At 47.6% G+C, this 26,243-nt stretch carries 25 protein-coding genes and 1 pseudogene; 20 read left to right on the top strand and 6 right to left on the bottom strand.

Going from position 1 to position 26,243, the window contains the following annotated elements:
* The first annotated feature begins 144 nt into the window (after window positions 1–144).
* Together AWQ21_RS10180 and rplI are read left to right on the top strand one after the other, a co-directional pair.
* The gene (locus tag AWQ21_RS10180; RefSeq protein WP_065714443.1) at window positions 145–1,704 is read left to right on the top strand and encodes a diguanylate cyclase; all 1,560 of its coding nucleotides are present in this window, start codon (window positions 145–147) and stop codon (window positions 1,702–1,704) included.
* 57 nt (window positions 1,705–1,761) lie between these two features.
* The gene (gene rplI / locus AWQ21_RS10175; protein ID WP_065714442.1) at window positions 1,762–2,220 is read left to right on the top strand and encodes a 50S ribosomal protein L9; all 459 of its coding nucleotides are present in this window, start codon (window positions 1,762–1,764) and stop codon (window positions 2,218–2,220) included.
* Between the two features lie 94 nt (window positions 2,221–2,314).
* Here rplI and cysH read toward each other — a convergent pair whose 3' ends face one another.
* Both cysH and AWQ21_RS10165 read right to left on the bottom strand, forming a co-directional pair.
* Window positions 2,315–3,064: a phosphoadenosine phosphosulfate reductase gene (cysH, locus tag AWQ21_RS10170; RefSeq protein WP_198159722.1), complete on the bottom strand. Its 750-nt coding sequence runs from the start codon at window positions 3,062–3,064 to the stop codon at window positions 2,315–2,317.
* A gap of 273 nt (window positions 3,065–3,337) precedes the next feature.
* Entirely contained in the window at window positions 3,338–4,234 is an 897-nt protein-coding gene (locus AWQ21_RS10165; RefSeq protein WP_065714441.1) for a rhodanese-related sulfurtransferase, read from the bottom strand.
* A 131-nt stretch (window positions 4,235–4,365) separates the two neighbouring features.
* On the opposite strand from AWQ21_RS10165, the gene AWQ21_RS10160 reads away from it, so the two are divergent.
* Window positions 4,366–5,598, top strand: a complete 1,233-nt coding sequence (locus tag AWQ21_RS10160) for a CCA tRNA nucleotidyltransferase (protein WP_065714440.1) — start codon at window positions 4,366–4,368, stop codon at window positions 5,596–5,598.
* A gap of 87 nt (window positions 5,599–5,685) precedes the next feature.
* Here AWQ21_RS10160 and cysC read toward each other — a convergent pair whose 3' ends face one another.
* Window positions 5,686–6,219 carry an adenylyl-sulfate kinase gene (gene cysC, locus AWQ21_RS10155; protein WP_065714439.1) on the bottom strand — a complete coding sequence of 178 codons (534 nt, stop codon included), beginning with the start codon at window positions 6,217–6,219 and terminating at the stop codon, window positions 5,686–5,688.
* A 345-nt stretch (window positions 6,220–6,564) separates the two neighbouring features.
* Between cysC and AWQ21_RS10150 the strand changes: the two genes are divergently transcribed.
* From AWQ21_RS10150 to AWQ21_RS10135, 4 genes are all read left to right on the top strand, one after another.
* Window positions 6,565–7,554 (top strand): hypothetical protein, encoded by a 990-nt coding sequence (locus AWQ21_RS10150; RefSeq protein ID WP_065714438.1) that lies wholly within the window; start codon window positions 6,565–6,567, stop codon window positions 7,552–7,554.
* A 42-nt stretch (window positions 7,555–7,596) separates the two neighbouring features.
* The gene (locus AWQ21_RS10145; RefSeq protein WP_065715304.1) at window positions 7,597–9,054 is read left to right on the top strand and encodes a phosphoglucomutase/phosphomannomutase family protein; all 1,458 of its coding nucleotides are present in this window, start codon (window positions 7,597–7,599) and stop codon (window positions 9,052–9,054) included.
* A gap of 98 nt (window positions 9,055–9,152) precedes the next feature.
* Window positions 9,153–9,680 carry a hypothetical protein gene (locus AWQ21_RS10140; protein WP_083998004.1) on the top strand — a complete coding sequence of 176 codons (528 nt, stop codon included), beginning with the start codon at window positions 9,153–9,155 and terminating at the stop codon, window positions 9,678–9,680.
* A 350-nt stretch (window positions 9,681–10,030) separates the two neighbouring features.
* Window positions 10,031–10,948 (top strand): hypothetical protein, encoded by a 918-nt coding sequence (locus tag AWQ21_RS10135; RefSeq protein ID WP_157094738.1) that lies wholly within the window; start codon window positions 10,031–10,033, stop codon window positions 10,946–10,948.
* Between the two features lie 169 nt (window positions 10,949–11,117).
* On the opposite strand, the gene AWQ21_RS10130 is transcribed toward AWQ21_RS10135, so the two are convergent.
* Window positions 11,118–14,021, bottom strand: coding sequence for a hypothetical protein (locus AWQ21_RS10130; protein WP_065714436.1), 2,904 nt, complete (start codon window positions 14,019–14,021; stop codon window positions 11,118–11,120).
* Window positions 14,022–14,074: 53 nt separating this feature from the next.
* On the opposite strand from AWQ21_RS10130, the gene AWQ21_RS10125 reads away from it, so the two are divergent.
* Complete coding sequence (locus AWQ21_RS10125) at window positions 14,075–14,335, top strand: hypothetical protein (RefSeq protein WP_065714435.1); 261 nt, start codon at window positions 14,075–14,077, stop codon at window positions 14,333–14,335.
* 17 nt (window positions 14,336–14,352) lie between these two features.
* On the opposite strand, the gene AWQ21_RS10120 is transcribed toward AWQ21_RS10125, so the two are convergent.
* Window positions 14,353–14,697 (bottom strand): hypothetical protein, encoded by a 345-nt coding sequence (locus AWQ21_RS10120; protein WP_157094737.1) that lies wholly within the window; start codon window positions 14,695–14,697, stop codon window positions 14,353–14,355.
* 489 nt (window positions 14,698–15,186) lie between these two features.
* Between AWQ21_RS10120 and AWQ21_RS10115 the strand changes: the two genes are divergently transcribed.
* Both AWQ21_RS10115 and AWQ21_RS10110 read left to right on the top strand, forming a co-directional pair.
* Window positions 15,187–16,359: a hypothetical protein gene (locus AWQ21_RS10115; RefSeq protein WP_065714433.1), complete on the top strand. Its 1,173-nt coding sequence runs from the start codon at window positions 15,187–15,189 to the stop codon at window positions 16,357–16,359.
* A complete protein-coding gene (locus AWQ21_RS10110) occupies window positions 16,349–17,266 on the top strand; it encodes an oxidoreductase (protein ID WP_065714432.1) in 918 nt (305 codons plus the stop codon). The genes AWQ21_RS10115 and AWQ21_RS10110 overlap by 11 nt, the downstream gene beginning before the upstream one ends.
* A 56-nt stretch (window positions 17,267–17,322) precedes the next feature.
* Here the strand turns inward: AWQ21_RS10110 and AWQ21_RS10105 are convergent.
* Window positions 17,323–18,461: pseudogene (locus AWQ21_RS10105) on the bottom strand (RNA-guided endonuclease InsQ/TnpB family protein).
* A gap of 212 nt (window positions 18,462–18,673) precedes the next feature.
* Between AWQ21_RS10105 and grxC the strand changes: the two are divergent.
* The 10 genes from grxC to AWQ21_RS10050 all read left to right on the top strand — a co-directional run bounded on the left by grxC (window position 18,674) and on the right by AWQ21_RS10050 (window position 26,216).
* Window positions 18,674–18,979 (top strand): glutaredoxin 3, encoded by a 306-nt coding sequence (gene grxC / locus AWQ21_RS10095; RefSeq protein ID WP_065714431.1) that lies wholly within the window; start codon window positions 18,674–18,676, stop codon window positions 18,977–18,979.
* Entirely contained in the window at window positions 18,976–19,452 is a 477-nt protein-coding gene (gene tadA, locus AWQ21_RS10090; RefSeq protein ID WP_232314945.1) for a tRNA adenosine(34) deaminase TadA, read from the top strand. The genes grxC and tadA overlap by 4 nt, the downstream gene beginning before the upstream one ends.
* Window positions 19,453–19,504: 52 nt before the next feature.
* The gene (locus AWQ21_RS10085) at window positions 19,505–19,900 is read left to right on the top strand and encodes a phosphomannose isomerase type II C-terminal cupin domain (RefSeq protein WP_065714430.1); all 396 of its coding nucleotides are present in this window, start codon (window positions 19,505–19,507) and stop codon (window positions 19,898–19,900) included.
* Window positions 19,901–19,933: 33 nt separating this feature from the next.
* On the top strand, window positions 19,934–20,263 hold the full coding sequence (locus AWQ21_RS10080) for an iron-sulfur cluster assembly accessory protein (RefSeq protein ID WP_065715300.1): 330 nt from the start codon (window positions 19,934–19,936) through the stop codon (window positions 20,261–20,263).
* Between the two features lie 82 nt (window positions 20,264–20,345).
* Window positions 20,346–20,720 (top strand): 30S ribosomal protein S12, encoded by a 375-nt coding sequence (rpsL, locus tag AWQ21_RS10075; protein ID WP_012307672.1) that lies wholly within the window; start codon window positions 20,346–20,348, stop codon window positions 20,718–20,720.
* A gap of 220 nt (window positions 20,721–20,940) precedes the next feature.
* Window positions 20,941–21,411 carry a 30S ribosomal protein S7 gene (gene rpsG / locus AWQ21_RS10070; RefSeq protein ID WP_012307671.1) on the top strand — a complete coding sequence of 157 codons (471 nt, stop codon included), beginning with the start codon at window positions 20,941–20,943 and terminating at the stop codon, window positions 21,409–21,411.
* 214 nt (window positions 21,412–21,625) lie between these two features.
* Complete coding sequence (gene fusA / locus AWQ21_RS10065; protein ID WP_065715299.1) at window positions 21,626–23,707, top strand: elongation factor G; 2,082 nt, start codon at window positions 21,626–21,628, stop codon at window positions 23,705–23,707.
* Window positions 23,708–23,729: 22 nt separating this feature from the next.
* Window positions 23,730–24,959 (top strand): elongation factor Tu, encoded by a 1,230-nt coding sequence (gene tuf / locus AWQ21_RS10060; RefSeq protein ID WP_012307669.1) that lies wholly within the window; start codon window positions 23,730–23,732, stop codon window positions 24,957–24,959.
* 156 nt (window positions 24,960–25,115) lie between these two features.
* Window positions 25,116–25,424 (top strand): 30S ribosomal protein S10, encoded by a 309-nt coding sequence (gene rpsJ / locus AWQ21_RS10055; protein WP_198016669.1) that lies wholly within the window; start codon window positions 25,116–25,118, stop codon window positions 25,422–25,424.
* Window positions 25,425–25,577: 153 nt separating this feature from the next.
* Window positions 25,578–26,216, top strand: a complete 639-nt coding sequence (locus AWQ21_RS10050) for an LON peptidase substrate-binding domain-containing protein (protein ID WP_012307668.1) — start codon at window positions 25,578–25,580, stop codon at window positions 26,214–26,216.
* Window positions 26,217–26,243: the final 27 nt, after the last annotated feature.

Here is a 26,243-nt window from a genome sequence, read left to right as displayed (position 1 = left end):
AAGATTCGTTGCTGACAAGTCCCAACCGATCTAAGACCCTTCTATGATAAGGAAGAGAGCCATCATTTTTTTTAGACACTTAATCTTAATTTTGAGTCTCTTCGGTCATTTCCTCTTAGATCAAACCCTCGTCGCGTTTTGCTTATGCTTGATCTCACTTCCTACAAATCCGTTGAAAAATGCCTTATTAAAGACCCAATTGTGCTCGCAGCGGAGACCACCTTGCTGGAAGCCGCAAACACCATGGCGGATTTAAAGCGCACCTGTGAGTTACAAGACAAAATAAGCGACGCCCTGGAGATCAATAGTAGCCGGGCCAGTTGTATTCTCGTGATGGCGGGTCGGCAATTAAAAGGGATTGTGACCGAGCGAGACCTCTTGAAATGGGTCATCCTGGATCAAAATTGGCAGCGGATCACCCTAAAGCAAATTATGACGACCCCCGTCATCTCCCTGACTTGGGATCAGTCTTTAACGCCCCTGCATATTTCCCAACTGCTGCAAAAACATCGGATTCGTCACCTACCGGTGTTGGATACCGAAGGTCAGCTATTTGGCTTAATCACCCACCGTTTACTGCGCGGTGTTATTGAACCGGTGCATTTACTGCGCTTGCGATTTGTCACAGAAGTAATGGTGAGTCGCGTGGTCTACGGTGCGCCTCAACAATCCATGTGGCATTTGGCCAAGCTGATGATGGAACATCGCGTGGGTTCCATTGTGATTGTTAAACCCCATCCGACCCTCGAACAGGCTTGGTTTCCCCTGGGGATCGTCACAGAGCAGGATATTTTACATTTGCGCTCCCTGGATGTGGATTTAGAAAAGATCACAGCGGAACAGACCATGACCCGGCCGACCAAAATTGCGGTGCACCGTTCTTTGATTGAGGCCAAACAACTAATGGAACAGCACCAAACCCACCGTTTGATCGTCGTTGGGGAGCACCATGAGCTCCTGGGGTTGGTGACTCAATCGAATCTACTAGAGGCGATGAACCAAAATGAGATGTACGGGCTTGTGAGCTTTTTAGAGCAGCAAATCCAAGAGCGCACCCGGGAACTGGATCGCCTCAATCAAAAACTGCGTCAGGAAGTCCAAGAGCGAAAAAAAGCCGAACATCGCATTCGTCAACTGTCTCTCACGGATGAGTTGACGGGCGTTTACAATCGTCGGGGTTTCTTTATGCTCGTCGAACAGGAATTATCCTTGCTAGAGCGCCAAAAGTTGCCTTTTTCGCTCTTCTTCTTTGATGTGGATAATCTGAAGGTGATCAATGATCGCCTGGGCCATGCGACGGGCGATCGCGTCATTGTCGATGCCGCCCAAATCCTGCGGGACTGTTTCCGAAAGGCGGATATTCTGGCACGTCTGGGGGGTGATGAATTTACCTGTTTTGCGCCGGTGAATCAAACAGAGGCACAGCTGATTTACCAACGACTACAAACGGCGATCGCCACCTTCAACCAACAACAACAGCGCCCCTACCAACTTTCAATCAGCACTGGCTACACGAGTTACGCAGAATTTCCAGCCGATGCGTCCCTCCGCACCCTGTTGAGACAGGCCGACGAAAAAATGTATCGAGATAAGCAGCGTCGGAAACAAGGGCGACAATCTGCCTGTGACGACAGCCCTCTTTCCAATACCACAAAACAGAACAGAGATCCGGACTATTTGCCTAAACAATCCCTTAACTTGTAGAATTTAAAGTTCTGGAAGCTAACAGATTTCTATAGAAAAAATTATTCTGTCAATATTATGAGTAAGCGTTTACAGGTAGTCCTTAATCAGGACGTGCGCAAGCTAGGCAACAATGGTGACCTCGTTGAAGTTGCCCCCGGCTATGCCCGTAACTACCTCCTCCCCCAAGGCATTGCCTCCCTCGCCACCCCCGGCATTCTTCGCCAAGTTGAACAGCGCCGCGAAAAAGAACGTCAACGTCTGCTTGCAGAACTCCAGGACGCCGAAGCGCGTAAAGTTGCTCTCAAAACTGTGGGTAAACTAATTATCCGCAAGCAAGTTGGTGAAGAAAATCAAATTTTCGGTACCGTAACAACCCAGGATGTGGCAGACGCCATCAAAGAAAGAGCAGGCCAAGATGTGGATCGTCGTGGCATTACGCTCCCTGAAATTGGCAAAACTGGTAGCTACGAAGCCCAGGTTAAACTGCACCCCGAAGTGATCGCAACGGTTCAGTTCGACGTGATTGCCCTCTAGAATTGCTCTTCAATCAAAAATTTAGCAAGCGGATCATCATTGATCCGCTTTTTTATTGTCCTAGGACGCTACAACAAAGACCCGGCAAATGTTCCTAGAGGCCGCTGGAGTCTAGACTCTGGGCTTCTTCGGAGGTGCTGGGAAGATGCAGGCCACATTCTTGTTTCAGGCCCCGGAAACGGGTATCTCGCTCGCTTTCATCACCAGCCATCAAGGGCCGACTAGAATGCCAATCGCCTACGGTGACATAGCCTTTATCGAAATAGGGATGGTAGGGGAGATCGTGGGCCATTAGATACTCATAAACGTCCTTGGATGTCCAAGTCAAAATCGGGTGGATTTTATACTGTTTGCCCTGTTTTGCTACGTAACCGAGGGTCTTGCGGTGGTCGGTTTGGCCTTTGCGGAGTCCAGCAAGCCAGGCTTTGGCGTTTAACTCCTTGAGGGCCCGTTGCATGGGTTCGACTTTGCGGATGTAATCGTAGCGGTTAAAGGCTTCAATATTGTCTTGTTCCCAGAGTTTGCCGTAGAGGGCTTCCATCCGCGCAGGACTGAGGGGCGATTGGTAAACTTTTAAATTCAGGTTGAGGCGATCGCCTAATTCTTCGGCAAAGCGATAGGTGGCGTTTGGTAGATAGCCAGTGTCAATCCAAACGACGGGAATATCCGGGATAACCTGGGTGACGAGGTGGAGCATCACCGCCGACTGAATCCCGAAACTGGTACTCATGATCAGCCCTTCGGGAAAGGTTTGGGAGGCCCACTGAACAACTTCGACGGCATTGGCCTCGCTGAGTTTTTCGTTAACGGCAGCTAAATCAAGATCTGGCATCATCCCACCCATTTGAACGTCTCCCATTGGCATCGATTGTGCTTGGGGATTGGCGGTTTGCGCGCGGGGGTCGAGGTGGGAAAGATGCAGTTGTGGCATACTTTTACGGGTAAGTAAGGGTGATTTAGTAAATGGTGCGGTTGACTGGGGGCGATCGCCAAAGCATTAAGCCCTTGGGGTCGCTAAAAATCAACGCTTTTAGTCGTTACGTCATGAATGCTGGCAAAGAATTAGCCCCATTGTAGTCGAGAAGTTCCCCAATTCTGCTGTAGATTCCCTGACGATTTAACTGGCCTGGCAGGCTTTCATCTGTTGCCGTTGTTGCCATTTTGCTTCAAAGCGCGATCGCCGTTCCGGGGTCAAGGCCTCAATACAGTAAGGACAAGACACGCCAATCTCATAGTCCGCCGATGTTTTATCCTCCGCATCAATGGGATGGCCACAGGCGTAGCACAGTTCATAGTGACCCGTTTCTAGGCCATGCTTGACCGTGACCCGCTCGTCAAATACAAAGCATTCCCCTTCCCAGAGGCTTTCTTCAACGGGGATTTCTTCGAGATATTTTAAAATGCCACCCTTGAGATGGTAAACCTCCTGAAACCCCTGGTTTAGAAGGTAGGAGGTCGCCTTTTCACAGCGAATGCCCCCCGTGCAAAACATCGCCACCTTCGCATTTTTCTGGGGATCTAAATTTTCGGCGACATAATCGGGAAATTCGCGGAAGGATTGGGTGTTGGGGTTAATGGCCCCCTTAAAAGTACCAATGCCCACTTCATAATCATTGCGGGTATCCACGAGGGTCACATCCGGGTTTTGGATCAAATCATTCCAATCCTGGGGATCAATGTAGGTGCCGACGGTATTATTCGGATCAACGTTCGGTTGACCCAGGGTGACAATTTCTTTTTTGAGTTTGACCTTGAGGCGTTTAAAGGGCTGTTTAGGGGCCGTAGAAACTTTGTAAGTGAGATCCGCGAGACGAGGGTCTTGGCGCAGAAAGTTCACCATGGCATCAAGGGCCGTTTGGGTGCCCGCAATGGTGGCGTTAATCCCTTCGTGGGCCAATAGAATGGTGCCAATGATATTTTGTTCGTCGGCGAAGTTGAAAATGGGTTGTTGCCGTTCTTTGTAGTCAGGAAAGTCGAAAAATTGATAAAAGGTGATGACAACAAAATCCTTCATTTGGTCGGTGCCCTCAAACAGCAGACCCTATTTTAGCCTGTGTTTTTGCGCTTTTGAATTTCCCTGCCCATAATCGGAGGGGGAATGATATTCTCATTAATCGTGCTTATTCTAATCGGGTTTCGTCATTGATGGTTTTGGACTCTCCCAAGGAGCGTTTAGCTGAATTTTTACGCCTTTTGCCATTTTCTGTGGCGGAATTACCAGCGGAGGCTTGCTTGGTGGGAGGTGCCGTGCGAGATGCCCTCTTGCAGCGCCAGAGTGATTATATTGATTTTGATTTTGTCGTCCCCAAAAAGGCAGTGGAAACAGCCCGTGCCATTGCGAAAAAATATCAAGCGGGTTTTGTGGTACTCGATGAGATGCGTCAAATTGCCCGGGTGGTCTTCCGGCAGGGGACGTTGGATTTTGCTCAACAGGAAGGGGAAAGCCTCGAGCGGGATTTGCGGCGGCGGGATTATTGTGTGAATGCGATCGCCTATCATATTCGTTCTGATTGTTTAGTTGATCCCCTCAATGGCCTCGCCGACCTAGAAAATAAAGTGTTGCGGATGGTGACGCCGGAAAATTTAGCCGATGACCCCCTGCGGTTGTTGCGGGCCTATCGCCAGGCGGCGCAGTTGGGATTTTCTTTAGATGCTGACACCAGGGCACAGATCCGGGAACTAGCCCCTTTGATCAAAAATATTGCGGCAGAACGGATTCAGCATGAGTTGAATTATTTGTTGCACCACCCGAGGGGCGATCGCTGGCTAGAGCTGGCCTTTCAGGATGGCTTGCTGGCGTATTGGTTGCCCGCAGCAGATCAAAAAAGCTTAGATCGTGTGCAACGGTTAACGGCCATTGGTCAGGAATTGGCCGAAATTCACCCTGAATTTGCCACGGAGACAGGATGGCTCGCCCTGGGGAAATTGGCCTGTTTGGTGGGCACCGATCCAGAACAGGCCCAACAGGCGATCGCCCGCTTAAAATATCCCCGGTACGAACTGCGCACCGTCAGCACTGTCATCGAAATGCTCCCCCAACTGTTGGCCAGCCAAGCGCAACCCTTGAGCCTGCGGGAACAATATTTCTTCTTCCAAACGGTTAAAGGGGCCTTTCCCATCCTTGCCCTGGTGGCCCGGAGTTTTGGCCTCAGCGCTGCCACGTTAGCGCCATTATTGCAACGATACTTCACCGCCAGCGATCCCGTCGCCCATCCGGTTTCTCTCCTATCGGGGAAGGATCTCATCCGTGAGTTGCATCTTTCTCCCAGTCCCCAAATTGGCCATTTACTCACCGAAATTCAAGTGGCCCACCTCGAAGGAAAAATCCACACCAAAGCCGAAGCCATCGAGTGGGGGCGATCGCAGTTGCACACATAGCCCAACATAAACCCAACATAAAAAAATGCAGCCAAGCATAATTCTGGACTGCATTTCAGAGTATGAAATTGAGACTTCAACAAAAATTTAGGGGGTGATGTAGCCTAGTTCAGTGAGCTTCGCCATCACTTTTTCGATACTTTCTTCAAGTTCTTCGAGGTCGGTGCGGCATTCCACTTCAGGATTGGTGGGCGCTTCATAGGGATCATCAATCCCGGTAAAGCCTTTAATTTCACCCGCTCTTGCCCGTTGATAAAGACCTTTGACATCCCGTCGTTCACATTCTTCGAGGGGAGCATTAACGAAAATTTCAACGAAATCGCCAATCCGTTGCCGCACTTCTTCGCGGATTTCCCGGTAAGGGGAAATGGCAGAAACAAAGACAATCACACCATTGCGGGTGAGCAGGTTGGAAACAAAGCCAATCCGACGAATATTTTCATCACGGTCTTCTTTGCTAAAGCCCAGGCCCTTGGTGAGATTTGTCCGGACAATGTCGCCATCCAGGATTTCTAACTTACACCCAGCCGCTTTTAAACGTTCCGCTAGGGCATGGCTAATGGTGGTTTTCCCTGCACCACTCAGACCGGTGAACCAAACTGTGACGCCACGATGCTCCATGTGACTTTTTTCCCTCAGAAACAAAACATAAACAGTTTAATGGGAGAAGGGTTTTTTTGAAATTTATCTCCCTGCATTGGTTCTTTTCTGAAAAACATCAGCAGCATTTTCAGAGATTTTTTTCTATTGCTGCTAAATCTCCTCAAAACTGCCAATTGTGAAAAAAAGCAAGCTTGGGGTTGCGTCCTGGCCAAAGGGCATTAGGATTGTAGAGATATTCCCACGTCTTGAGTATGTGGCGCCAATCTCGACGCTTTACCCTGGACTGATCGCTAATTTCGGCACGGTTAGGTGGCGAGATCCTGATTACAATAAAAGCAATTTTTCTGCCCCCCTCTTGGTGATATGAACGAACTGCGCACAACTTCCTTGGATTCCCTAGAATCTGATTCTTGGTCTGCTGAAGCAGAGGCTAACCGTCTCATGGATGATGTGTTTGCGGATATTGATCAGCTCTTAGGCGATCGCCAACCGCCCCAATCCTTTAGGCGATCGCCAGAACCGGAAGTCAGACCGATGCAATCGGTATTAGTCACCCAGGGAGATCTCATGGGGCCTCCGCCAGAGGAACCCCCCTTTCCGCCAGAGGAAATCGACGCAGAATTGGTGGTAAAACGGGGCTGGGGCTATTACACAGAGCGACTCCTATTTATCTGCTCCTGTGCCTCTTTGGTGGGAGGTGTTTTGTGGTTAGCGGCGAATGATCAGTTAAAAATGCCGCAATTCCTCGGTCGTTCTACGCCCCCTGCGACGGAGACAGTCCCCCCAGAAAACCCAGAGCCGGGAACAGAATTTGCGAACTATATTCAACGGGCCCTCGACAATATCGATCGCCAAGGGGATGCAGAAACACCAGAATCAGAGACAAATTCGGGGCCACAGGTCATTGAACGCATTTATATTCCGGTCTATCCGCCCAATGCGGGCACCAATGGCAGTGCGAATTTATCTCAAGGTCTAGCCTTATTACCGCCGCCCCCCAGCGTGGAACCACCAATGGCGATCGCCCCTCCCCCGCCACCACAACCAACAAAGCCAGCCCCCTTAGCCATCGTGCCTCCCCCCGCACCCAGTGCAGCAACCCCAAGCATTAGTAATGTGCCTGCGCCTCCTGCTGCGCCGAAGACGATGTATAGCCTGGTGGGAGTTTTGGAAGCGGGCGATCGCTCTGAAGCCTTGTTCAAAATTAATGGCACCACCCAACGGTTTCGCCTTGGGGAAGAGTTGGGCAGTGGCAGTTGGAAGCTGATTGGTGCCCAGAGTAACCAAGTCATCCTGGAGCGAGCTGGTCAGACGCGCACCATTTATGTTGGTCAGGACTTCCCCAGCAACTAAACTGCTAAAGGACGTTTTTAAGTTGTTGAGGCAGAGATTGTGTTGGCGTTTGGAAATCAACAGCCGATTCGGTTCGGCACAGACGGTTGGCGTGGCATTATTGCAGCGGATTTTACCTTTGAACGGGTGCAACGGGTGGCGATCGCCACGGCCCATGTTTTAAAAGAAAATTTCGCGGATCAGGCTGACGATAATACAGTGATTGTCGGCTATGACCGGCGGTTTCTTGCAGATGAGTTTGCCCTCGCCGCCGCAGAGGCGATCCAGGGGGCAGGGTTTCGCGTTCGCGTGCTCCTGGCCAATAGCTATGCACCCACCCCGGCCCTCAGTTATGCAGCCCATCACCAAAAGGCTCTGGGGGCGATCGCCCTAACGGCTAGCCATAATCCGGCGGGTTATCTGGGTTTGAAGGTGAAAGGGGCTTTCGGCGGTTCGGTTTCCGAGGAAATTACCGCTCAAATTGAGGCGTGCCTAGAGGCGGACAGTGAACCTCAAGCTTTAACGATGGGCAGCCTAGACTATTTCGACCCGTGGCAGGACTATTGCAGCGGGTTACAGCAACTGGTGGATCTCGAAAAAATTCGTCAGGCGATCGCCAGTGGCCGTTTACAGGTTTTTGCCGATGTAATGTATGGGGCGGCGGCGGGCGGCCTCACTCAACTGCTCAATACTGCGATCCAAGAAATCCACAGCGAGCCAGATCCTTTGTTTGGGGGGCGGCCACCGGAACCTTTAGAAAAGCATTTGTCCCAGCTCCAACGCACAATCCGCACCGCCCATGATCAAAATTCAAACGCAATTCAGGTGGGGTTTGTCTTTGATGGCGATGGCGATCGCATTGCCGCTGTGGCCGGAGATGGTTCGTTTCTCAGTTCCCAAAAGTTAATCCCAATTTTATTGGCCCATTTGTCTCAAAACCGCAAATATCAGGGAGAGGTTGTTAAAACTGTCAGCGGCTCTGATTTAATCCCACGTTTGAGCAAATACTACGATTTGCCAGTCTTTGAAACGCCCATTGGCTACAAATACATCGCCGAACGGATGCAACAGACTCAGGTTCTCCTCGGTGGAGAAGAGTCCGGCGGCATTGGCTACGGCCATCACATTCCCGAACGGGATGCTCTCCTTGCAGCTTTATATTTACTGGAGGCGATCGCCACCTTCGATCAAGACCTCGGCGAGATTTACCATTCTCTGCAAACCAAAGCTGATTTCCATGGAGCTTACGACCGCATTGATCTACATTTGCGGGACTTCTCCAGCCGCGATCGCCTTTTAAAGCTGCTTGCGACTAATCCCCCCAAGGCGATTGCCAACCGTGAGGTGCTTCACTGCGACACCAAAGATGGCTATAAATTCCGCCTCGCTGATCAAAGTTGGTTGTTGATTCGCTTTAGCGGCACTGAACCTGTACTGCGGTTATATAGTGAAGCGGCCAACCCTGAAGCTGTCCAGGAGATCCTCGCCTGGGCGAAAACCTGGGCTGAGGCTGCCGACTAAGCCGAGAGTTAAACTAAACAGACAGGGGAGAATAATTTTTCTCCCTGTTTTGCCCGGGGTAATTGCATGGGTCATCTATTCACATCTCCAAAAACACGATGATTAACCGCTCCTTCGCCATTTATTTCACATTAATTTGCGGCAGTTTCGGAATCTGCTCAACGCAGGCGATCGCCCAATCCAAGTGCAACGCACCATTAACAGAAATCGTGCCCCAACTCCTAGAAGATCTACCCAGCTACGGCAATCGGGTGATCCAACGGGCGCGCAATTTAGACCGCACCGAAGATAGTTTTAATTATATTGTCATCGCTAGCCCAGGCAATTTTAATCCTCTGCCCCTCAAAAATCGTCAATATACGCCTACGGTGCCTGATACTACGGAGCAAGTTTTTTTCACTACCCTAGAAACCCAATACAGCGACACCCAAAAAATTAGCTTTGAAAACTACTATTGGTTGTTTCTAACGCCCACAAAAAACGGTTGGGCGATCGCCAATGTAGTTTCTAGCCTTGCCAACCCCGATCCTAGTCAACCAGCCAACCCACCCCGTGATGCTTCCCAAGGTTCCGTTGGCCAAGCCATTAGGCTTTGGTTGCGTGATTTCAATTCAAAATGCCAATAGGTCGAGCCAATTAAAACACAATAAAGTTTAAATATCACTCCAAAAGTACAAAACAATATACCAATACAAAATTTGTTTTTGAGCTGATTTTATGAGCCAGAGCCATTAACTTATAACTTTTGAGAAAATGAGTATGCATATTGAATATTTCAATGAAACTTCACATTTTTCTTTGTTCACATTTCTAAAAAGTTTGTTAATATTCTGAAAACTCTAACTCTTCGTCAATATATCTAGCTCTAATAGCTTAGAATTCTTGGTTTTCAGCTTAGAGTTTGCCTAATTATCATGGATAAAAGATTATTCCGATGAAAAACCTTTCTGTAAAGCTTTTAAGTGGAACAGCCACTATGGCTACTGTTTCCTTGATGGCGATTAATCCTGCTGCTGCAGATACCGTTTCTGGTTCTGTCACTTTTACCTCTGCGGGCGAAGCAATTTCTGCCTATGCAGTTGAGGTAGACAGTCCCGGTAGCCGCTTCAATTCTGCAGAGATCAGCTTGGGCTATAGACCCTTAAATACACCTCAACTTTTTAATACTGGTCAGACTTTATTCCCGCCTGGTATTTTGCCTAGTACTCTTCCTGGGCTTGCTCTTCCTGGAAATACTGGTGTTGGGACTCTGGGATCTTTCCTCGCTCTGAATAACTTAACCCTAGTGGGTGGTGCTCCCAAAATTCAAGAAGTCCTCGCAGAACTCAATGATGTCAATGGTACTGGGGTAAACCTTGATACTATCCAATGGACATTGGCTACAGCAAATAGCATTTGTGCCGGTGACCTAGCAAGTCTAGAACCAGCAGAAGATCCTATCTGTTTTGAAGTAGAGGCAGTTGCTCCACTGACAGTTACTGATGAAGGGTTTGTTGCGGCCAATGTTGAGTTAACTGGTTCTTTCGATCCCACTGTCATTCTCTCTGACTTCCTCAAATACGCTGAGTTTATTTTCCAAGATGTTAATAACTCCCCTGTCTATCAACTGTCATTGAATGCAGCAGATGTTGCCCCCTATATCGACGGCATCCTTCAGTATGCAATTCAGCAAACAATTCAAGGTGGTGGATCTCTAGAACAGGTAATCGCCACTGTCTATAACAATCCTAGCCTTACCACTGACACCAAAAACGCTATCTTCCAGGCCCTTGCTGAAGGAGGATATCTTGATAATCTATCTAGCGTTGCCGGCGATGTTGATGATATTCAAACCTTACTGGGCTTTGACATAAGTGATGTTGAGGTAGCAGCAGGCATTCTAGCGGTACCTTAAATGAGCTTAATTCTTGAATAATTTTTGCTATTAGAAGCTATTTGTTTATGAAATTAAATTGGAGGGGTAATGAACCTTTATTACCTCTCTTTTTTTATGCTATGTATAGCTATTTTTTGAAGTTTTACTCACTCTAGTTAAATATTTTTTTTGACTGCATCTATTCAGATCAGAAAACAAAGCGACTGCGAAATTCGAAATCTAAACCTGCATCACTTGTCCCAATCCGGCCTTCATAGAAAGACGTACGACTTCTAGTCGAATCATAGCGCAAGATTAATCCTGTTGAATTCCCCTCTATCCGCTGACCTAAACCAGAAATCTCATTATCAAAATTTTGCGTGTAAATGCCAATTGAAATATTAGGATTGAGCCGCTGTCGTGCTGTTAAACTTGCAAAAAGCTGTTCTCCAACCTCTAAACGATTAATGATGCTTAAACCCGATTGCCAACCAATTTGTCCATCTAGTAGTCCTACCCAGTTTTGCAGACTTTCCTCTTCATCAACACTAGTACCCTGAGAATAAAATAGCGTTGGTCGCAGAGTCCAACCCAGCCCAGGACGCCGTTCACCATATTCATAACCTAAAGTTAAATTAAAGCGACTTTGAGTATCTGCATTAAAACGAAATGTGGGGCCATAGGCTTTGACTCCCATGGCCATCGAGTTGCCACTAAGAATAGGAGTTTCTTGAATCGCGTTTGCAAAACCCTTTAAATAAGCACCAATTGTTGGCTCGTTATTATCAATAACTTTTTCTGTGACACCAGGAGCTACTTGACTATTAAAGGTAGCCCAAACACCCGCATTAAGATTGTAATACCAAAGATCGGAAGAACCTGCATAGGCCAATTCAATAGCTGGAACATAAGCGATACCTTCATAAATTGAAGTAAGAGATTGAATCTGATCAATTTGAGCGATATTAACCCGATCAAAAGCAATGTCAAAACTTTTAATTGCATTCGGTAAACTACTAAATTGGGTAGAATCCGTCGAAAAGCGTTGTAGAAAACGCTGTCCATTGGGTGTTGTTAAAAGAACTTCAGTGCCAAAAGTTGTTCGTGGCGTTCCAAGAGAGAGAAAAGAAGATGCAGGCGTACTATTTGTTTCTTCTGGTGTTTCAAATAAGCGATCTTCTGAAGTAGGAACACCAATAAAAGTCAGTTGCCCAAATTGTGAGATATCAACTTTGGAGAAAAAAGGTTGTCCTGCGGTTGAGCTTAACTGTTGTTCTTCGATCACTTGAACACGACGCGGAAATAATCCAGTACGGAGTTGCCATAGTTCTGAAGTTTTGGGTGTAACATAGCTATCAGACGTTAGGCGTCCTGATGTTTGTGCAATATTAGTATTAAAATCAGCATATAAGAGACTTTTATCTAAACGTAAACCAAGCTCTCGTAATTCCTGGGGAGTTGCTTTTGTATTTAATCCGGAAGTAAGTTTTCCCTGCTCAAAGAGCTCTTTTGCTGTATTTAATGAGTCCTGAACACCATCCTCATCAACTGCTTCGAAAATTCCTCCTAAAAGCAAACCCGTTGTAATATTAAGAGACTGAATCCCGTCAAATTTATCTCCCCAACTGCCGACTGTGAAGCCAAGGCCAGGGTTAGCAAAAATTTCTGTAAAAGTGGCTGAAGGCTCTTCAGCATGGTAGGTGATGGCTGCGCGCTTATGAGGACGACTTAGATATCCTTGATACCAACTAGTCGTTTCTGTAGTGACTCTAGCATTATCAATTCTTGGGCTACGACGAATCCCATTCCAGAGTAATGAATTTAAGTACCGTCGGTCATATTCTTTTCCTGTTAAATCTGGATTAACCAAAACATTCAAAAGATCGAGATTTTTGAAGTCATCAAAGGGACGAGCAAACTTAACACCCGGTACTGAAGTGAAATCAAGGTCAATCTCAATTCTGTCGCCCTTGATTACATCTCCAAAAACAATGCCTGTATTTGTCAAATTTTCTCTAGGGATAAACTCACCTTCACGGAGATCGACGTTGTTTTCCAATAATTTACTTAAGTCACTGGTTGGAAATGCCTGTAGAATAATTGGTGTCCGTTCATCTTCTAGTCCTTCGAAAAGATTTTTGCCCCCCTGGGTAGAATTAGTTGATGTTTCTCCTAAGCCTGGTGGAGAATTTAAAAGTTCACTAATATCAATAATGTTGGGATCATTGAGATCAATACCGCTATTAATAATCACTTGACCAGGAAAGCCATCATTTGAAGTGACTTGTCCAGCAAATGTTGTGATGTCTGCCTGGCGTAATTCTTCAATGGGCAAAATATCCACAACGTCAGAACCGTTAGTACGTATTCTTGGGATATTCCAAACTGCTTGTAATCCCCAAAATGAGACTTCCTGGCGAGCATCTCGTATTTCTCGGATATCTGTAGTCTGTCCCTGATATCGAAGACCACCAACCCAGCCTTGGGTTTCAAATACAATTCTATTATTAGGGAGAACCCAGTAGAACTGATTTTCTTTAGGAAAGAGGCCATAGGTAATTTTATCAATTACAAAATCACTGTTGTTAATTTGCAGATCAAATTGACCATAGTTTTCTAGCTCGAAAGGATTAAATTGGAGCGGTTCGAACGTTACATTGTCAGTTGGATCGATTAGAAATGGATATCTTTGTGAGCTAATCGCAAGAGAACGCAACATAAACCGTCTTATTAATTCTTTCCTTCTATCAAGATTTTCGGACTCACTTGCTGCCTCTTTGAAATCTTGTTCTAGCTCTTCTGTATCTTGATCTTCTAAATCTTGGCGAATCGGTAGTTCTGGGAAAATCCCTTCTTCGAGATCTATTTGTTCTGGACTGATTTGACTATCATTAAATAATTCCGAACTCAAAGGGGATTGCGCAATGAATTCTATTGCTTCATAGCCAGATAGCTTTTTTTGAGTCTTGCCTTGGTCACTTCGCCCATTTCCGTAAGATGGTCTGTCTGTCTCTAAAGGATAATTTGCGGCGATACTTAAGGTTTGGTTGGTGCCTAAATACCCTAAGCAAAAAGTGACTAAAAGTGGCGCAATTGACTGTTTAATTGTCATTTTTAATTTAGAGCAGACCACCAGCAATCATCAAGAGCTGTGGATACGTAATTATGGATTTCTTTACGTTTTTTACCACTTCTTTCCCATTTAGACCATATATATTAACGATTGTTGCAAGTCACAGTAAGTTTCCTATAGAAAAAATCATTCTGGCCTTTTTAGCGCAGCTTATTGATTATTCAAAAAGAGGCATACAACCTCTAGAAATAAGTTTTATTGATGAAATCACTCAAAGTAAAAGTAGAAAATACAAAGAATTTTTCCAAGTGAGATCAAGTAGTGTCAGTCTAGATTCCTTGTTCTTGTTTTAGACTGACACTATTCACGTTTAGAAATGCCAATTTTCAAAGGTTTGGGGTCGGGAATTGGGAGTGGTCGGTTCTGGTTTTGGAGCGCCCAAGGATGAATCGACTTCGTGAACCGTTGCAGGGACTGGTTTCAGGTCACCATCAGGATTGGCAATGCCACCATGATCTTCACAAAGGGCTGGCCCCACAGTACCAAGGCCACCGGAGCTGCCTGCGTAGCTGTGGAGTGTGCCGTCTGCACATTCAATGGCCCAGATGTCTGTCCCATCTTTGTTGTAGAGATGGTAAGCATTCCAGGCCAGAACAGACTGTGGAATTAAGGACAATGCCATTGCCGGAATCATTAGGAAAGTAAGCGTTTTCATCGAATGCTACCTCTTTTTATTCAGTTGTAAAACAGTAGATACTAAGGACTAGTTGCAGCGTATTGATACTTATGCAATGTGACCCAGTGATAAATGGCTTCAAGCAGCGTGGGGCGCAAAACTGAAAAGAGCTACAGGGTAATGCCTGGCATGGATCTGTTTTTAACCGACAGAGAAAGCAGGGATCGAGTGCCTTTTTCTGGAGATTTTGCAACTAAACTTTAAATTGTTGTTTCGGTTTTCTACCGGGAAAAGTTTCTTCTTTTATCCTTTGGCCATAGTCCTAATGCTTATGGAAAAAATTCTATGGCGATTAGGCGATCATTCGAGGAAAAGTGTACGCAGGTTTTATCTTGGCGATCGCCAGTGTGATCACCCAGCAACTCTTAGTCGAAGCCCATCCCCCTAAACATTTTTCTCACCCCCATCCATTCCTGGTAGAAAATAAAGAATAAGTCCTGCATCCTGGGGAAAAAATAGCTTGAGATCATGAAATTATTGAATCGAGTCCTTTGGGGTCTGGTGGTGGTCTGGCTGGCCAAGGGAACCAAAGTTGAAGCCTTTATGACTCACCTAATTCCTGGCCATGAATACCTCACCCTTTTTGCCCTTGAACAACTGCAAGCAAGCCCGGATCCCCTGACACGTCATTTCTACGGCACGCCCGTCGGCTCCATGGATCGTCAGGCCCATCCTTTATTTAATGGCAATACCCTAGTAGATTTTCCCGGGTTGGATCGTCCCTTTGCGGAGCAGTTGATGCAAATTTTAGTGGGGCCAGAAGATTGGGATGCTTTATCTCAGGCGGAACGGGATGAATTATTAGCGGGCATGATTCGTCATGATGACAATCGCTCCCAAATTACACAATTTACCCGCAACTATCTGGGGGATTCCCAGGAAGAATCCATCAGTGCCCATGAATCCTGTGGGTTATCCCATAATTTCATCAAAGATACGATTATCCATGGTGTTGCCTCCATGGCCGGGCCATTATCCCCACAACGCGACTCCGAAATTGGCGAGCAGCGACACCGAAAAATGACGGGTCTAAAATTCATTGGGGCTGCCCTCCATACCTTGCAAGATTCTTTTTCCAAAGCCCATACCCAAAGACACCCGGATACATGGCTCATCGAAGATATTTGTAGTTATCGCTTTGCTTACTTCGGTCGCAATAGGCCTTCTGGCTATTCGGTGGGTTGTGTCCACACTCATTTTCCTTTCGAGGAAGATTTTGGCGGTGGGTCGTTGTTCATCGACGATCAGGTGTGGGATCGGGGTCAGACTGGCTGTGAAATAGGGGCGGATGGTCAATTGCTCAAAAGTTTTGCCTGCTTGAAAGATGAAACCCAGATGGCTGTGATTGTCACGCGGGATTTGCTGGCCCTATTAGTGCCTTTTTTGAACCATGCCCTCTGGCACCAAGAGGTTTTGCAAGCTGAGCTGGAAACGACATTAACGGATTTTTTGCAGACTTATCACCCAGACCCGGCATTAAGGGCAGCAGGCCAAGGAATTATGAGCTGCGATCGCCTGGCGGATTTTTCACCCCATACCCGGTTCGATACCCACCCCCCAGAAATTCAACCCGTTACAATCGACTTTGAACCAGTGCCGTTTCAGCAAAACTTAATGGAGATATTTTTGAATGACCTTTAAGCTCGATAGTCTACCTTCACAACAGGGCAAAAAAGCCATTGTTACCGGCGCAAATACAGGCCTTGGCTTTGAAACAGCCCTCGGTTTAGCAAAAACAGAGTGTCATGTGATTTTGGCCTGTCGGGATATGGAAAAAGCAACAGCGGCCGCAACCGAAATCCGACAGCAGCTTCCCGATGCCAATGTGGAGACAATGGAGCTAGACCTAAGTCGATTAGCCTCTGTCAAAGAATTTGCGACGACCTACCGCCAACAACAGCAAGCCTTAAATCTCCTCATCAACAATGCGGGCATTATGTTTCCCCCCTATGGCCAAACAGTAGAGGGTTTTGAAAGCCAGTTTTGCGTCAATTATTTGGGCCATTTTCTTTTAACGGCGCTCTTAATTGACTTGATGCCCGACACAACAGAATCACGGGTTGTTTCTCTCAGTAGCAACGCCCACAAATTTGGCAAAATTAATTTTCAAGATTTACAGTCCGAGCAAAACTATTCGGCGACGGCGGCCTATGGCCAAAGTAAACTGGCTTGTTTACTGTTTGCGGTGGAGTTACAACGGCGGTTAGCGGCAAAGAACAAGAAAATTCTCTCGGTCGCGGCTCACCCAGGCATCGCCCCCACAGAGCTTGGACGCTACATCCCGGCATTTTTAGCGGGTCTCATCCGCTTGATTTTTGTGCCTTTCTTCGCGAATTCCGTCGCACAAGGAGCCTTGCCAACATTAATGGCGGCCCTCGAACCCACGGCAACCGGAGGCGATTATTTTGGCCCCCAGGGCTTCGGGGAGATGTCCGGCAAACCAGGGCTAGTCGAAAAATCAGACCAAGCCAAGGACGAGGCGATCGCCAAACAATTATGGGAGACTTCCGAGGCGCTGATCAACTATCCTTTGACCATCCCGGACTAACGACTCTGTTGACATACTCCCCGGCCTGAAGGCGCGGGGATTCTTGACACATCATTTCAACTTGCTACCGCAGTAGTCTTACGGTCGAGCCGTGCCCGTTTAAAGTCGTGGCAATGCCCTATCCCGACTTTGTTTATATTGCTGGCTGCATTTACATCTCTGTCGTGTTCCGCGCCGCAATTGAGGCAAAGCACAGAGCGAACCGAGAGCTCCAGTTGTAGCCACAGTCTGAGCAGACTTGAGAGGTCGGCTCCCAATGACTGATCACATTGAATTGCCGCCCAAATTTATCAGACTTAGCCTCACATAACACCCGAAATTCACGCCATCCCTGCACACTGATCGCACGGCCTAGCTTGCGGTTTTTGACCATGCCTGACACATTCAAATCTTCTAGCGTGATCACTTGGTTCTCATAGACCACGCGAGTCGATAGCTTGTGCAGAAAATCTTTACGGGTATCAGTGATTTTGTTGTGCAGCTTGGCAATCTGTAACCGAGTCTTCTCTCGACGATTAGAGCCTTTCACTTGACGAGCAAACTGCTTTTGCTTGCGTCTCAGGCGCTTATCCAGCTTCGAATAACTTGGACTTTTGATCATTTCCCCGTTACTCATTGCCGCAAAGGTCTTGATACCCAAATCAATGCCGATACTGTGGTTTTTAGCATCAACTTGAACAGGCTCAATCTCCACTACAAAGCTCAGGAAGTAGCGGTTAGCGGCGTCCTTGATCACCGTGACTGAACTCGGATTGGATGGTAATTCTCTTGACCAAATCGGCTTCACATTACCAATTTTCGCAAGATATACCTCAGCACCCTTGATGGAAAAGCCACCAATCCTGAACCGTGCCGATTGCTTCCCAGTTTTCTTTTTAAACCTGGGAGTACCGACTCTTTTTCCTTTTCGCTTGCCCTTGAGCGAGGCGAAAAAGTTTTTGTAGGCAACACCCAAATCAGCAACCGATTGCTGCAACGGAATATTAGAAACGGTCGATAACCATTTTCGTTCTTCCGTTTTCTTGGCCTGAGTAATCACCAATTTTTGCAAGTCGTTGTTACTGGGCAGCTTTTCAGACTGCCGACAAATCGCCAAGGCATCATTCCAAACTACCCGCACACAACCAAACACCTGGGCTAAACTCTAGCGTTGCTGGTCTGTTGGATAGAATCGGTACTGATATTTTGCTTTCATGCTAATATTGTACAGCATAAAACCGGGTATTGGCATGAAGAAACGATTAGATTTTAGAATCGAGCAATACGAGTTTGAGCTCCTAGAAGAGTATTGCAATGCTGTTGGCAGAACCAAGACGGATGTATTAAGGGAGCTGATCAGGAGTCTAAAATCTAAGAAAAAGCCGTCCTAGAAGGACGGGGCTTGTATCCCATTATTTTTGGTCAAAAATGTTTGATTGCCTAAAGTCGCTATTTGGAAAAAAGGCCACGGGGATTAATGCCAAGGTTGAAATTTATACTTGGCGGACTTGTCCCTACTGCATCGCGGCGAAAATGTTGCTCTTTTTTAAAGGGGTGCATTTCACGGAATACAAAATTGATGGGGATGGGATTGCCCGTAAAAAAATGGCAGAACGAGCCAACGGCAAACGCACGGTCCCCCAGATTTTCATCAACAACGCCCACATCGGCGGCTGCACAGATTTATTTGCCCTTGACCGAAAAGGCGAGCTAAACGTATTACTGCGCCAGTGATTACCCAAGCGGCATATCAACGCCATTACCACTGGATGCAAAAGGCGATCGCCCTCGCAAAAATTGCCGGACAGTCTGGGGAAATTCCTGTTGGTGCCATCCTCGTCGATGGCAAAAATCAATGCCTTGCCCAGAGCGGTAATCGCAAAGAAAAAACCCAAGATCCTACCGCCCACGCTGAAATTCTGGTGCTCCGTGCGGCTGGCCATATTCGTCAAGATTGGCACCTCCAGGACTGCACCCTCTATGTCACCCTAGAACCTTGTCCGATGTGTGCCGGGGCCATTATCCAAGCCCGGCTAAAACAAGTCATTTACGGAGCCGACGATCCCAAGACCGGTGCTCTGCGTAGTGTGGCTAATTTTCCCGATGCGTCCTTTTCAAATCACCCTGTCCCGGTCATTGGTGGGATTGCGGCAAAAGAATGCCGCTGCTTGCTCCAGGATTGGTTTCAACACAATTGCCGTCCCTGACCCATAATGGAAGACAATTATTCTTGTTGTCATCTACGGTTTTTGAACGCCCATGATCTTGACGGGACAATCCACCAGCCCCCTAACCACGGCCCCAACACAGCCATGCCCCACCGATTCTCGACCCTGGGGCACTTTTACAATTCTTGACGAAGGGCCAGGCTACAAAATCAAACGCATCGAAGTGAACCCAGGTCATCGCCTCAGTCTCCAGATGCATCACCATCGCAGTGAACATTGGATCGTTGTGTCGGGCACGGCCCACGTTGAATGTGGCGACAAAACCGAACTCCTGACCCCAAACCAGTCCACCTATGTGCCGGCCTGTACGAAGCATCGCCTCCAGAATCCTGGCGTTGTGCCCCTGATTCTGATCGAAGTGCAAAATGGTGAGTACCTAGGCGAAGATGATATTATTCGCTTCCAGGATGACTATGCTCGCCAGTAGAGCTTGGTTCCCATTGGCTTTTTCTTTTTTGAAATGATTCAAATCACCCCCAGCGCCGCCCAAGAAATTAAACGCATCCAGCGCAGTCGCCAAGCGACCGATAGTTATCTCCGGATCACCGTGCAGTCCGGTGGCTGTTTAGATTACATTTATCAATTTTCCCTAGATTCTCAACCCCAGAGCGGCGATCGCCAAGAAACAATCCGCAATATCAATATCTTGATCCCTCCTGGTGATGCCGAGCAGCTCAAGGATCTCAGCATTGACTACTCCGAAGATTTAATGGGCGGAAGCTTTCGCTTTAAAAACCCCCACACGACTAAAACCTGTAATTGCGGTCAGTCCTTTCAGAAAGAACCTTGACAGTAGCCGATCTTTGTCACTAAGATTGTAATTTGTCAATGTTAATGACCTACGTTAAACCATCCGCGTAGGGCAATTGTCCATGCCAACTATCCAACAGCTTATTCGTTCAGAGCGCTACAAGCTCAAGAAAAAGACTAAGTCCCCTGCCCTCAAGCAATGCCCCCAGCGTCGTGGCGTTTGCACTCGTGTGTACACCACCACCCCTAAGAAGCCGAACTCTGCGCTTCGGAAGGTAGCTCGTGTGCGTTTGACTTCTGGTTTTGAAGTGACTGCTTACATTCCTGGCATCGGCCATAACCTCCAAGAACACTCCGTTGTTCTCATCCGGGGCGGTCGTGTTAAGGATTTACCTGGTGTCCGTTATCACATTGTTCGTGGTACCCTCGACGCGACTGGCGTTAAGGATCGGAAGCAAGGTCGCTCCAAATATGGTGCTAAACGTCCTAAAGAGTAATCTATCTGGTTGAATGATTGGCAAGAGTTGCGATCGCCAATTTTCCCTAAGATTCTCCATTGAATTTATTTAAGCTTGTTGCGAACCTCCCAAAGCTCACGACTAACAGTGGAGTGTTCCAGTTATATAAAATTGCTGCCCCTATTTTAAAAAACAGCGTCTAGGCCACCTAGCGCAACCACCCTAAGAAAACCCTCTATCTGTAAAAGCATAGAAAAATATGTCTCGTCGCTCAGTTACTAAAAAGCGTGTTGTACCGCCTGATGCCGTGTACAACAACCGCCTTCTCAGCATGACTATCCGCCGTGTGATGAAAAGCGGTAAAAAATCCTTGGCAGCACGGATTGTTTATGATGCCCTCGACATCATCAAAGAAAGAACTGGCAGCGATCCCATCGAAGTCTTTGAAACCGCGATCCGTAACCTGACTCCCCTCGTGGAAGTTAAGGCCCGTCGTGTTGGTGGTGCAACCTACCAGGTACCCATGGAAGTACGCCAAGGCCGGGGTACTGCTTTGGCTCTCCGTTGGTTGATCGGCTATGCCCGGCAACGCTCCGGTAAAAGCATGGCCATCAAGCTTGCCAACGAATTGATGGATGCCGCTAACGAAACAGGTGGCGCAATCAAGAAGCGGGAAGATACCCACCGGATGGCAGAAGCAAACAAGGCTTTCGCCCACTACCGCTACTAAAGTTCAAAAATCGATGCCGGGGAATTTTTCGTTTGTTTTTCACGACAAAAAATTTCCCGGTGCTAGACGAAACGAAACAGCAAGACTATAATAATGAGTCGCCATTGCTAAGAAGTATTAAGCAACTGTTTTCATTATCTGTTTCGGCGCGTGCACTTCAAAGAAATTTTAATTGTGCGATCGCCCCAAGAAAACCAGTTTGCAGGAGGTCATCGTGCCACGCAGCATCGCCCTAGAACAAGTCCGTAACATTGGCATTGCCGCGCATATTGATGCGGGTAAAACCACGACAACTGAAAGAATTTTGTTCTACTCCGGGATTGTCCACAAAATCGGAGAGGTTCACGATGGCAACGCAGTGACCGACTGGATGGAACAAGAACGGGAGCGGGGCATTACCATTACCGCCGCCGCGATCAGCACAAGCTGGCGCAACCACAAAGTTAATATTATCGATACCCCTGGACACGTTGATTTCACCATTGAAGTAGAGCGCTCGATGCGGGTGCTCGATGGTGTAATCGCAGTTTTCTGTTCTGTGGGCGGTGTGCAGCCCCAATCAGAAACCGTTTGGCGTCAGGCCGATCGGTACCGAGTCCCCCGGATCGCCTTCGTCAACAAAATGGACCGCACTGGGGCAAATTTCTTCAAGGTTTACGAACAAATTCGCGATCGCCTCAAAGCTAATGCCATTGCGATTCAGATTCCCATTGGCACCGAAAATGAATTTCAAGGCATCATCGACCTCGTGAAAATGCGAGCCCACATCTACAAAGATGATATTGGGCAGGATATTGAGATAGCAGAGATTCCTGCGGCGCTGCAAGATAAAGCCGATGAATACCGCACGATTATGATCGAGGCGATCGCCGAGAGTGACGAAAGCCTCCTGGAAAAATATCTAGAAGGAGAAGCCTTTACCGAAGCAGAAATCATGGCTGCGCTCCGGAAAGGAACCATTGCCGGCATGATTGTGCCCCTGCTCTGTGGCTCTGCCTTCAAAAACAAAGGCGTGCAGCTCCTCCTCGATGCCGTTGTTGATTATCTGCCTTCCCCCCTAGATGTCCCCGCGATTCAGGGGGAACTTCCCGATGGAACCCTAGGCGATCGCCCAGCCGATGACGAAGCCCCCTTTGCCGCTTTGGCCTTTAAGATCGCCTCTGATCCCTACGGTAGGCTTAGCTTTATTCGCGTCTACTCCGGTGTCATCGAAAAAGGAAGCTATATCTACAACTCCACAAAAGACAAAAAAGAACGAATTTCCCGTTTGATCGTCCTCAAATCCAATGAACGGATTGAAGTTGACGAACTTCGAGCTGGCGATTTAGGTGCGGTCATTGGTATGCGTGACACGATGACCGGCGACACCCTCTGCGAGGCAAATGACCCGATTATCCTCGAATCCCTCTACATTCCAGAGCCTGTCATTTCCGTCGCTGTCGAGCCGAAGACTAAACAAGATATGGAGAAGCTCTCTAAAGCGCTCCAAGCCCTATCCGATGAAGACCCGACCTTTCGTGTCAGTGTCGATCCGGAGACCAACCAAACAGTAATCGCAGGGATGGGAGAACTTCACCTCGAAATCCTTGTGGACCGTATGCTGCGAGAATTCAAAGTTGAAGCAGATGTCGGTCAACCCCAAGTCGCCTACCGGGAGACAGTTCGCCAGAAAGCAAATGCCGAAGGTAAATTTATCCGTCAGAGTGGCGGCAAAGGCCAATACGGCCATGTTGTCATCCAGATTGAACCTGGAGATGAAGGCAGTGGCTTTGCGTTTGAATCAAAGATTGTCGGTGGTACCATTCCACGCGAATATATCCCTTCCGTAGAGCAGGGGATGAAAGAAGCATGCGAATCTGGTATCATCGCAGGCTACCCCATGATCGATCTCAAAGCCACCCTAATTGATGGTTCCTACCACGATGTAGATTCCTCAGAAATGGCATTTAAGATTGCCGGTTCTATCGCAATTCGCAATGCCGTTGATCAAGCATCTCCTGTCGTGCTAGAACCGATCATGCAGGTTGAGGTTGAAGTGCCCGAAGATTTTCTTGGGGACATCATGGGTGACCTCAATGCCCGTCGGGGCAACATCCAAGGTATGAGTTCCGAAGAAGGCCTTGCCAAAGTTTCTGCAAAGGTTCCACTGGCAGAAATGTTTGGCTACGCCACCGATATCCGTTCAAAAACCCAAGGACGTGGTATCTTTTCGATGGAATTCAGCAACTACGATGAGGTGCCTCGCCATGTGGCTGAAGCTATCATCGCAAAAAACAAAGGGAACGCAAACTTTTAACGATTAAGGAATAACGAAACTCATGGCACGCGCTAAGTTTGAAAGAAACAAAGACCACGCCAATATTGGTACTGTTGGCCACGTTGACCACGGTAAAACAACGCTAACCGCAGCGATCACTATGGCTTTAGCGGCTCAAGGTGGCGGTAAAGCGAAGAGCTATGAAGATATCGACGCGGCTCCTGAAGAAAAAGCGCGTGGTATCACCATCAACACTGCCCACGTGGAGTACGAGACAGAAAATCGTCACTATGCTCACGTTGACTGCCCTGGCCACGCTGACTATGTAAAGAACATGATCACCGGTGCAGCCCAAATGGATGGCGGTATCCTCGTGGTTTCTGCTGCTGACGGTCCGATGCCCCAGACCCGGGAGCACATCCTCTTGGCGAAGCAGGTTGGTGTACCTAGCCTTGTTGTTTTCTTGAACAAAGAAGACCAAGTTGACGACGAAGAACTCCTTGAGTTGGTTGAACTTGAAGTTCGTGAATTGCTAAGTGAATATGACTTCCCTGGCGATGATATTCCGATCACCACTGGTTCTGCGCTCAAGGCTGTAGAAGCTCTTGTTGCTAACCCCAACATCAAACGTGGCGAAGATAAGTGGGTTGACAAAATTTTGGCCCTGATGGACAGCGTTGACGAATACATGCCCCTGCCTGAGCGGGATGTTGACAAGCCTTTCTTGATGGCTGTTGAAGATGTCTTCTCCATTACTGGTCGTGGCACTGTTGCCACCGGTCGGATCGAGCGCGGTCGTGTTAAAGTTGGCGAAACCATCGAAATCGTTGGGATCAGAGACACCCGCAGCACCACCGTTACTGGTGTTGAAATGTTCCAGAAGACCCTTGATGAAGGGATGGCTGGGGACAACGTTGGTGTACTTCTCCGTGGTGTACAAAAGGATGATATCGAGCGCGGCATGGTACTTGCTAAGCCCGGTTCTATCACCCCCCACACCAACTTCGAAGCTGAGGTTTACGTTTTGACTAAGGAAGAAGGTGGTCGTCACACGCCTTTCTTCCCCAACTACCGTCCTCAGTTCTACGTTCGGACAACTGACGTAACTGGTACGATTTCTGCGTTTACCGCCGATGATGGCTCCAGCGCTGAAATGGTTATGCCCGGCGATCGCATCAAGATGACTGTAGAACTCATCAACCCCATTGCGATTGAGCAAGGAATGCGTTTTGCGATCCGTGAAGGTGGCCGCACCATCGGTGCTGGTACCGTCTCTAAGATCCTGAAGTAAGCCTAGCGGCTGAATTCATTAATGGGGAGCGGGTTTAAGCCAATACGCCTACTCCCCATTTAGCCTCAAAATCTGACTTGGTAAAATCACATAGCGATTTTTAGCGTGTGATTTGTAATCTATCCTGCACCTTGACAAATAAAAACAATGGCAACTCTGCAACAGCAAAAAATCCGGATTCGTTTGAAAGCATTTGACCGTCGCTTACTCGACACATCTTGCGAAAAAATCGTTGATACTGCGAACCGTACTAATGCAACGGCGATCGGCCCGATTCCTCTCCCCACTAAGCGTAAGATTTATTGTGTGCTCCGCTCTCCCCACGTTGATAAGGACTCTCGGGAGCACTTTGAAACCCGGACTCATCGTCGCATTATTGATATTTACCAGCCTTCTTCTAAAACCATCGACGCTTTGATGAAGCTTGATCTGCCTGCTGGGGTAGATATCGAAGTGAAACTCTAGGCTCAAGCTAGTATTTTCAACCTTTAAAAAATTCATTTTTTAATGATCTTCAATCTGGGTCTTTTCTGAATTTGTTTCGGAGAAGACCCTTTCTGTTTCCCTTAGATTTTGTATATCCGCTACAGTATAAATAGATAGTATTTATCATCGCCCATGACCTCTTTTTCCGTTGCTGTCCGAGAACTCCCCCTTTTCCCTTTGCCGGAATTGGTACTGTTTCCATCGCGGCCTTTACCGCTCCATGTATTTGAGTTTCGGTACCGCATTATGATGAACACGATTTTGGAGCATGATCGGCGTTTTGGGGTATTAATGGTCAATCCTGTGGATGGCACGATCGCCAATGTGGGCTGTTGTGCAGAAATTGTCCACTGCGAAAAATTACCCGATGGCCGGATGAAAATGTTGACGATTGGCCAACAGCGGTTTCGGGTTTTAGATTATGTTCGTGAAAAACCCTACCGAGTCGGCTTAGTGGAATGGATTGAAGATGATCCCACGACGGGCAATCTGTCTTCTTTGGCGGTAGATGCGAAACAAGTACTGATGGATGTGGTTGGGTTATCGGCAAAGCTAGCAGGGCAAGACTTAGAGTTACCAGAGGAATTGCCTGATCTGCCACGGGAATTGTCTTTTTGGATTGCGGGTAGTTTATATGGGGTCGCTGAGGAGCAACAGGCTCTCTTGGAATTACAAGACACCCAAGAAAGACTCCGGCGGGAGGTGGAAATTTTGACTTCGACTAGAAATCATTTGGCGGCCAGAACGGCGTTGAAAGACGTGTTTGAATAATTGAGATTGTCCCTCGATAGGGCATGG

The organism is Picosynechococcus sp. PCC 7003, assembly GCF_001693255.1.
In the GTDB taxonomy this organism is placed as follows: domain Bacteria; phylum Cyanobacteriota; class Cyanobacteriia; order Cyanobacteriales; family MRBY01; genus MRBY01.
The sequence above is the reverse complement of the archived record's forward strand: the minus strand, read 5'-3'. Positions and strand labels throughout refer to the sequence as shown.

What these genes read in the sequence shown, in the direction of transcription:
- AWQ21_RS10180 (WP_065714443.1), top strand. Translation starts at nt 145, where the DNA reads ATGCTTGATCTCACTTCCTACAAATCCGTTGAAAAATGCCTTATTAAA.
- rplI (WP_065714442.1), top strand. Translation starts at nt 1,762, where the DNA reads ATGAGTAAGCGTTTACAGGTAGTCCTTAATCAGGACGTGCGCAAGCTA.
- cysH (WP_198159722.1), bottom strand. Translation starts at nt 3,064, where the DNA reads ATGGGTGGGATGATGCCAGATCTTGATTTAGCTGCCGTTAACGAAAAA.
- AWQ21_RS10165 (WP_065714441.1), bottom strand. Translation starts at nt 4,234, where the DNA reads ATGAAGGATTTTGTTGTCATCACCTTTTATCAATTTTTCGACTTTCCT.
- AWQ21_RS10160 (WP_065714440.1), top strand. Translation starts at nt 4,366, where the DNA reads ATGGTTTTGGACTCTCCCAAGGAGCGTTTAGCTGAATTTTTACGCCTT.
- cysC (WP_065714439.1), bottom strand. Translation starts at nt 6,219, where the DNA reads ATGGAGCATCGTGGCGTCACAGTTTGGTTCACCGGTCTGAGTGGTGCA.
- AWQ21_RS10150 (WP_065714438.1), top strand. Translation starts at nt 6,565, where the DNA reads ATGAACGAACTGCGCACAACTTCCTTGGATTCCCTAGAATCTGATTCT.
- AWQ21_RS10140 (WP_083998004.1), top strand. Translation starts at nt 9,153, where the DNA reads ATGATTAACCGCTCCTTCGCCATTTATTTCACATTAATTTGCGGCAGT.
- AWQ21_RS10135 (WP_157094738.1), top strand. Translation starts at nt 10,031, where the DNA reads ATGGCTACTGTTTCCTTGATGGCGATTAATCCTGCTGCTGCAGATACC.
- AWQ21_RS10130 (WP_065714436.1), bottom strand. Translation starts at nt 14,021, where the DNA reads ATGACAATTAAACAGTCAATTGCGCCACTTTTAGTCACTTTTTGCTTA.
- AWQ21_RS10125 (WP_065714435.1), top strand. Translation starts at nt 14,075, where the DNA reads ATGGATTTCTTTACGTTTTTTACCACTTCTTTCCCATTTAGACCATAT.
- AWQ21_RS10120 (WP_157094737.1), bottom strand. Translation starts at nt 14,697, where the DNA reads ATGAAAACGCTTACTTTCCTAATGATTCCGGCAATGGCATTGTCCTTA.
- AWQ21_RS10115 (WP_065714433.1), top strand. Translation starts at nt 15,187, where the DNA reads ATGAAATTATTGAATCGAGTCCTTTGGGGTCTGGTGGTGGTCTGGCTG.
- AWQ21_RS10110 (WP_065714432.1), top strand. Translation starts at nt 16,349, where the DNA reads ATGACCTTTAAGCTCGATAGTCTACCTTCACAACAGGGCAAAAAAGCC.
- grxC (WP_065714431.1), top strand. Translation starts at nt 18,674, where the DNA reads ATGTTTGATTGCCTAAAGTCGCTATTTGGAAAAAAGGCCACGGGGATT.
- AWQ21_RS10085 (WP_065714430.1), top strand. Translation starts at nt 19,505, where the DNA reads ATGATCTTGACGGGACAATCCACCAGCCCCCTAACCACGGCCCCAACA.
- AWQ21_RS10080 (WP_065715300.1), top strand. Translation starts at nt 19,934, where the DNA reads ATGATTCAAATCACCCCCAGCGCCGCCCAAGAAATTAAACGCATCCAG.
- rpsL (WP_012307672.1), top strand. Translation starts at nt 20,346, where the DNA reads ATGCCAACTATCCAACAGCTTATTCGTTCAGAGCGCTACAAGCTCAAG.
- rpsG (WP_012307671.1), top strand. Translation starts at nt 20,941, where the DNA reads ATGTCTCGTCGCTCAGTTACTAAAAAGCGTGTTGTACCGCCTGATGCC.
- tuf (WP_012307669.1), top strand. Translation starts at nt 23,730, where the DNA reads ATGGCACGCGCTAAGTTTGAAAGAAACAAAGACCACGCCAATATTGGT.
- AWQ21_RS10050 (WP_012307668.1), top strand. Translation starts at nt 25,578, where the DNA reads ATGACCTCTTTTTCCGTTGCTGTCCGAGAACTCCCCCTTTTCCCTTTG.